At 60.3% G+C, this 7692-nt stretch carries 6 protein-coding genes; 5 read left to right on the forward strand and 1 reads right to left on the reverse strand.

Annotated elements, in window-relative coordinates; translation table 11 throughout:
* A partial coding sequence (locus EOA79_RS26755; protein WP_128293447.1) for a DUF736 family protein occupies positions 1 to 233 on the reverse strand: 233 nt, incomplete at its 3' end.
* 1532 nt (positions 234 to 1765) lie between these two features.
* Here EOA79_RS26755 and EOA79_RS26765 point away from each other — a divergent pair.
* The 5 genes from EOA79_RS26765 to EOA79_RS26785 all read left to right on the forward strand — a co-directional run.
* Complete coding sequence (locus tag EOA79_RS26765) at positions 1766 to 2725, forward strand: zincin-like metallopeptidase domain-containing protein (RefSeq protein WP_128161277.1); 960 nt, start codon at positions 1766 to 1768, stop codon at positions 2723 to 2725.
* Between the two features lie 37 nt (positions 2726 to 2762).
* A complete protein-coding gene (locus EOA79_RS26770) occupies positions 2763 to 3152 on the forward strand; it encodes a hypothetical protein (RefSeq protein ID WP_128161275.1) in 390 nt (129 codons plus the stop codon).
* Between the two features lie 849 nt (positions 3153 to 4001).
* Complete coding sequence (locus tag EOA79_RS26775) at positions 4002 to 4325, forward strand: DUF982 domain-containing protein (RefSeq protein WP_128161273.1); 324 nt, start codon at positions 4002 to 4004, stop codon at positions 4323 to 4325.
* Between the two features lie 490 nt (positions 4326 to 4815).
* On the forward strand, positions 4816 to 5367 hold the full coding sequence (locus tag EOA79_RS26780; RefSeq protein ID WP_128161271.1) for a hypothetical protein: 552 nt from the start codon (positions 4816 to 4818) through the stop codon (positions 5365 to 5367).
* A 137-nt stretch (positions 5368 to 5504) separates the two neighbouring features.
* The coding region (locus EOA79_RS26785) for a molybdopterin cofactor-binding domain-containing protein (RefSeq protein ID WP_128293451.1) at positions 5505 to 7692 on the forward strand (2188 nt) is incomplete at its 3' end.

Consider the following 7692-nt stretch of genomic DNA (forward strand, 5'->3'; position numbering starts at 1 on the left):
GTGTTGACCGAGAGAGTGTAATAGGCGCCGCCGTTCTGGTTCTTCTTCTTCCAGATGCCGCCGATTTCGATGCGGCGGCCGCGCGGCGTCTTGCCAAAGAGCCGGAAGACCGGGGCTTTCGGGTTGTTGCTTGCAATCGCTTCGCCGGTCACATCGAGATCGTAGGACAGCGAGGCGATGTTGCCCGTTACCTTGTCGCCGTCGATCTTGATGAAGTTCACGAGGTCTGCCATCGGATTTACTCCTCTTTTGGGTTGGCGATGCGGAAACATCGGAACGAACAAAGGGCTTTGCGTCACCCGACAGGGCCGAAACATCGTGAAGGACGCCGGAGACGGCGAATTTGGCTCGCGAGGAAGCGCCAAAGGCGCGGGGAAATTCGTCGGTGCAGGCGTTGGCGCATGGCCGTTCGGTCCCAGATTCCGCTCATCAGGCAATCCGAAAAGCGGAGTATTTCCTGTGTTGTTGTCAGAGCGATGAACAACAAGGATCGATCGCCGTAACGATATAACATCTTTCGTCATATACTCCTGATTGTATCTGAACAAGCCTTGCGACAAGCCTTGAAAATATGGGCGTCTGCCTTTGGCAGCCGCTCTACTCGCCGGTCTCGGTCGGACCAGCTCACTGAACCAGCCAGGTCGATCGCCGGCCGACACAAGGACATTCACCGTCTCGCAAGCGAGCCAGCGAATTGCCTGCTCTGGCAAGGCGCTCAACCCCGCCTGTTTCGGCCCATCCGGGTAACGATCGGACTGACGCGAAAGATGGGCGGAAGGGCCGCAAAGCCTGTTGGCAGCGGCGCGAGCCGTACCGCCGGTCCCGATCCACCCCTTCACAGCCTCGAAGACGAACGGCAGTTTCACCGAAAATGCCGGCGATAGACCGTAAGATGTCCCGATCCTGCCGCCGAAGACCGGTTGCAGCCGGTGGCTGGAAGTAGTTAGAGGTCCATGCCTCTCCTGAGATCAGCGTTATTCATTGCGGCGTAGACTACAGCCCTCCTAGGGGCCAGGAACCTTGACCGCCAAGAATTTTCCCCACACCTGCGGCGCTTCCTCGCAAATCAAAATTCTTGGCCGTCAAGGTGCTCCGCTCACGCTACGCCCCTGCGGGTGCAAGCCCCTGTCCGGTCTGCCGCGTAACTCCGCAATAACGCAGGTCACAGGAGCGACCATCATGAATCCAGTTATCAGCTACTTCCAAGCCACCGGCCGCAACCTCCGCACTTTCCTTGGGAAGATCGTCAGTCACTTCTTCCGGCGCGGTAGCGTCGCCCTAAAGATTGCGGTGAAACTGCCGTCGTCTTCGAGGCAGACCTGACGGTCAAGACCGAATGGAATCGGGGCCAGGACCGCTAACGGGTCCATCGCCAAGGCCGCTCAGGCGGCCTTGGCTCTTTCACGCGGCCTTCGGCCGCCGATGAAGCGAGCCGCAAAACGGCTCGCACCTTTTTCCCATCGAGGGGGAGAGATTGGCCGCCGGTCTCTCCCCCGCAACAGGCAAAACCGGTCTCCCCGTCCTTCCGCGCTCGAGCCCGCCGGCGACGCCGGCGAGCCCTCCCTTGTGCAGGACCAAGTGCGCGAAGATCCGCGTGCGCGGATCTTCGCGCACCTGTCCCTTCGGGCGGGTGATCCCCCTCCGGTTTTGCCTGTTGCCCCCCTCTCTCCGGTCGGATCGCCGACTGCTCGGGAGCAGGAGCGGGGCTCCTGCCCCTCTCGGGGACAGGAAGACCGCGTTCCGCGGGAAACAGGAGAGCAGCACTATGGGAAAGAACGCCAGAACCGTCACGACCGAAACGCCGCGCGCAGACGTTTACGAGCGCATCACACAGCGCATTGTTGAACAGCTTGAGCAAGGAACCCGTCCGTGGATGCAGCCTTGGGGCGCTTGCGGAACGCCAGTGCGGCCGCTGCGGTATAACGGTGTGCCCTATCGCGGGATCAATACCGTTCTGTTGTGGATGGGGGCGAGCGAGCGCGGCTACCTGTCGCCCTACTGGATGACCTATAAGCAAGCGCAGGAGCTTGGCGGACAGGTCCGCAAGGGCGAGAAATCCGCTCTTGTCGTCTATGCGAACGCTATCGAGCGCACCGAGACTAACGAGGACGGCGAGGAGATCGAAAAGCGCATTCCCTTCATGAAGGGATACAGCGTCTTTTGCGCCGATCAGATCGACGGCTTGCCGGAGCATTTTTACGTCAAGGCGAGCGCACCGGAAGGTTCGGAACGAAAGGAACGCATTCCCCATGTCGATGCCTTCTTTGCAAACCTTGGCGCGGACATCCGCGAAGGTGGAAATTCGGCCTTCTATCGGATCGATGCCGATTTCATCGGTATACCCGCCTTCGACGCTTTCGTGTCCGCCGAGGCGCACGCGACCACTCTCGGGCATGAATGCCTCCACTGGACGCGGCACCCGTCGCGGCTCAACCGCGATTTTGGCCGCAAGGTTTGGGGCGATGAAGGATATTCGAGGGAAGAGCTTTGTGCGGAGCTCGGGAGCGTTTTTTTGGCCGCCGATCTTGGCCTTGCCATCGAGCCGCGCGACGATCATGCCGCCTATATTGCAAATTGGTTGACCGTCTTAAACGGCGATAAGCGCGCCATTTTTCAGGCGGCATCTCATGCCGAGCGCGCCGTTGCCTTCCTGCACAGTCTTCAGCCGAACGCGGCTGAAGGTGGCGAGGAAGCCGAGCAGATCGAGGAACACCGCGCCGCTTGAGCGGCGCGGCCCTTTCCGCCAAGGAGGACCGAAACTAATGGAACCCAAGCGCCTGACGACCGACCAGCACGCCGCACTGACCGCCTTCGCGTTGAAGCACGGGGATGATTGGAAGCAGCAGCTAAATCGCGCATGGATCGACGGAGCGGCAGGGGCGCTCCTGCAGCCGCTCTACGTATCGCGCGGCCTGTCATGGCTCGACGGCTACAGTCTGGCCGACTGGCCGCGCTCGATGTTCGATCCACTCGACGCCGATCCACTCGACGCCGATCCGCTCCACGCCGAGCCCGATCCGATGAAGGCCGCGCGCACCTGCCGGAAACTTATCCGCGCCCATCTGCACGGATACCCAAGTCGATTGGGAAGACGTGCAGGACGCCATTGCCGATGCGCTCGACGCCTTCGGCCTCGATCCCGAATACGTTGAACGGGAGGAGTCATCCATTTAGATCGGCGAGATACGAAGGCTTCACTTTGCTTGGCACACCAGTCGCCACGTGAACACGTGACCTGGGCTAACGGACACGAATGAACCTGAAATGTTATCGATACCCTTGTTGTCGATGAGTCCGTCGGTGTTCAAAGCAAATCATTTGGACGCCGAAGGGACCCTCGCCTCCCCTCGCCTCTTCAAACCGACACCAGCAAGTTCGAATCCGGCGCTGCGGATAGCGCGTGCTGGTTTGGCGGCTCGCAAAGCTCGTTACGATCAGGCGGACGCGGCAGCCGTTGCCTGAACCCTCCCGTCCGAGCGTTGCTCGGACGGTTCGCCACCGCGCCTGGTGCGCAACTAGGGCAAGCCACGTGACGGCGATAGTGACGATTTGTTTCGGGCTGAAAACAGTGCCCCTGATCATCGCCGCCGAATCAAATGCAATCCGCGATTTGTTTTCAACCGTCCGTCTACCATGCGGGAAGACGTGCTCGGCCGGAGAGGCAATTTTTGCCCGATCAGCCCAAAGTGTGAAAACGGCTAAGTCGCTGAACACCACAGGAGGCGGTCGGCGGCGAGGTAGACTCATTTACGCCCTCAAACGCTGCAACCGGAGCAACACTCAACAGGCGGAATGTTCGGCAAGCCCAGTTCCCTCGGGACACTGCGGTCCATTAAGGAAGCCCATCCCTCGTAGATCGACGCCGAGCACTCTTCGACAAGGGCGAGGACCAGGTTGCGGCACCTTCCCTGTAAGCGGTCGTTGTCTCACTGTCTGTGAACAATTGGGGTCACAAGCTGCGATCCCCACCGGGCCCGATTGACTCTGCAATCGGGGTTTCGTTGTATGCTGGCATCATGAAAGATCGCTCGTTTCACGCGATGGTCGTCATTGAACCTCGCATCGGCCGCTACCGCTATGTGCGCTCGGCAGCCGATGCCGGGAAAGTGCTGCTCCGCGAATGGCCTGGCCACCGTGGAGCCAACCACCAAAAGGCACTTGAGGCAGTTCTGGAAGTCCTCAAAGGCAATGCGCAACCTTCCGTTGCGAGGGATCCCTTCATCGCGGCCGCTGAAGAATCCGGCATCCTGGTCGATGCACAACCACCCCACTACCCCCGTTTCGATCACGCTGGATCACGCTCGATCCCACTGAAACATCAATGATTTCGCCATTTTTGCAGATCGCGTACAGGGGTAGAAAACGGCTTTCCGCTCCCAGCAAACGACCCCCGTTTCTCCTCGACCGATCCCAGTTGTCGGACTGCACTTAAACGTGAGAATGCGGCGGTTTGTGCAGGTTATTGCGCTTAATTGTGAGACCCTTGTCCGTATGAATCTCAATATTGCTGCAAAAACGGAAACGTTGCCGCAGCTTGATTTAGCACTCCACAGGAAGGCGATCGCGTTGAAGTAGCTCAATTTTTCTGAGCAGACTGATCGGGGGTCCATTGGGTCCCCGTACCCTGAAGCATCGAAACAACAATCGACGTTGTCCGAATTTATTCTCAAATTACCTGCAGAAAGCCCTGCTGGACTCTCAAATTAAGTACACATTCTCAAATTAAGTACAAAGCTAACTAATTGAAATCGATGAGTCGGGAGTCTCGTAATTAACAGCAGTGCGACACCCGGTTTTGGCAATCCGCTGGCGGGCGTGAACAAGGTGACTTCCCTGGCCGAGACGCTGGCGAACAATCCAAATATCGCTCAGCGTAACATGCAGATGATCCGGGGTGCGGTGCCGCAGCTGGTTAGTCGTGCGGCCTACACGCAAGGCGATGAAGCGCAACTGATGGATCTCGTCGTGCATTTCCAGAACATCCCGAAAGGCAGTTCATATACTGTCAATTCAGGCACGCCGCTGGATGGCGAAACCCTGCATATGGACGGATCGGACACGAAGACAAACAATTTCAAGATCGGCTGGACCGACCGGAACGTACCGGCGCAATGGTCCACCATGTTCGACTACACGCTGTTCTTCGGCAATGACTGGTCGGGCATTCCAGTCGGGCACAAGCCGACCGTCAGCATTCGCGGCGAGATACTGATGGAAAGCGGACATCGGCTTTACAACCATCCAGCGGCGCGGGTAGCGGATCCCGACTTGCACACGGGGCAGCCTCGGCTCGACAAGCTGGGCAATGTCTACAAGGTGATGACCGCTGGGACAGTCTCGACCATGTGCCCGGACATAGGTCCGTGACCTGCGCGGCATTTGGATCCTTGCCGCGAGAGCGGACGGTTCCTCTGCTGCCCTTAGGCAAATGGTGATAATCCTGTGTTTGTAGTTGGAGGCCGGGCAGCGCCCGGCATCCGGCCCGATCCTTCGCAGAGGCTTTCATGACCGAACCCACCGCGCCAAGCTCTGCACTGACCCGCCGCAGTTTTTTCCAGACTGCCGCCGGCATGATTGCGCTTAGCATAACGGGCCTGCCGCGCCTGGCCCACGCCGCCACGCCCGCCAACGTGCTGGCACAGATCGGCACCAACGCTTCGCCCATACCCGGCATCGCTGCCGAACGCATAGACGGCCGGGCCAAGGTGACCGGGCAAAAGGTCTTCGCCCGCGATTTCAACGCCCGCGACATGCCGGGCTGGCCCGCGCGGCAGTGGTATGCGCTGTACCTCTATGCCCTGACGACGGACCACGCTTTTCTTGGGGTCAATCTCACGGGCCTTCCAGACACCGCACAGCCGAAGCGGCTGATCCTGGGCGATAGCCTATCAGGTCGCTTCATCGCGCCACGGGTGCGGGGGCGGCGCGACCTTCATGTGGATGAGCACTTGCATGGACTTGTGGCAAGCGGAGACAGCAGCAGCTTCGACCGCCCGGCCGATATCGAGTTCGATCTGATCGTGAAGCCGGGCAATGTGCCGGACTTCCTGGGCCAGGCAGTGGCGCTGCTGCTGTTCGATAGCGCCGCCGGTTTCCGCGCGGCGCGCAACGCGCTGCAGTTCCGCGACGCAGAGTTCCAGATCTATGCCATCGATGCCGGTCATTCGAAGGGCATGGGAAGTGTTTTCCCGCCCGAAACCACCTACGTGAAGTATACGCTCGACAACGAGAATTTCAGCTATGCGACCGCAGATCCGGCCACTTACATGGCGCAGGTCCCTGGCTATCGCGAGCGGATCGCCGCGGCGCTGGCTGCCGACCCAAGCCATTTGTCTCAACCTGTGGCCTTTGACAAGCAGGCCATGGACCCGATGTTCATGGAGCCTGAAACCGGCATTGCCTGGTATGAGGCGGGAGCAAGGGCGCTGCATCTCGTGTTGGGCACCCAATCGCCCGATGGCGACATCGCCGATATCGCAGGAATATATGGCGCAACCGACGCGCCGGTGAAGGTGACGGACATCCATCTGATCAGTTGCTATCCGGGAGGTGGTTTCGGCGGGCGCGACAGTTCGCCATTCTCGTTAATGCTCGCGCTGGCCGCGCCCTTTGCCGATGGCAACCCGGTGCGGCTGGAGTTCGATCGCTTTGAACAGTTCCGCACCGGACTGAAGCGGCAAGCCGTGCGGATCGAAGGGCAGCTTTCGGTCGGGGCCGGCATGAAGATGCTAGCGGCCCAGATGGCGCTGCGCTTCGATGGCGGCGGCCGCAAGAACCTCAACCCCTATGTGGCGAGCCTTGCCGCCCTCTGTGCCGGTGGGGCCTATCAGCTTCCGATGGCCGATATATTCGCGAATGCCACTCACACCCAGAATGTGAGCGGTGGATCGCAACGGGGTTTTGGTGGGCCGGAGGCTTATTTCGCAATTGAAACGGCGCTCGATGATTTGGCCGCGCAAAAGGGGTGGGATCCCCTTGCTCTGCGCCGCGCCAATCTGGTTGCCGATGACGGCACCACCGTTGCCGGCGGGCCTATCGCGCAGGAACTGCGTTTGCCCGAGATCCTAGACATTGCCGAAGCACATCCGCTCTGGCGCGACAGAGCGACGATCAAGGCCGATTTCGCCTCGCGGGGGGAGACCTATGGCACGGGGCTCGCGCTCTCGTTGCAAGCCTATGGCACGTCAGGCGACGGCATGGTCGCGGCGGTGCATCTCGATGCGAATGGAAAGATTCGTGTGGAATCCGATGCCGTGGACATGGGCAACGGTTCGGCCACGACGCTCGGCGTGGTGATTGGCCCGATCCTAGGCGCCAATGCGGCGCGGGTGGATATGGCCTGTTACACGCTCTGGGGGCAGACAGGCCTGACGACCAAGGATACAACCGGCGCGCGATGGGCCAACCCCGACTGGACGCAGAAATCGGTCGGCTCATCCTCGGCTTGCCTGACCGGACTGCATCAGGTCCATGTTGTCCAGCAAACCGCCCGCGCGCTGTTCGAGGGCAGCGTGATGGCTGCGGCGCGCAAGCTCTGGCAGCGACCCGACATCGATGCCACGCAGACACGTTGGCAAGATGGCGCGCTTCTTGCCACGGATGGCGCTCTGCCCCCGCTGTCGCTGGCGGATCTGGGCCAGACCATCCATCGGCAGGGTTTACCGAGCGGGGCGCTGGGTCATGCCTATTTTC

Origin of the sequence: Mesorhizobium sp. M1A.F.Ca.IN.020.03.2.1 (assembly GCF_004023205.1) — a bacterium.
GTDB lineage: Bacteria > Pseudomonadota > Alphaproteobacteria > Rhizobiales > Rhizobiaceae > Mesorhizobium.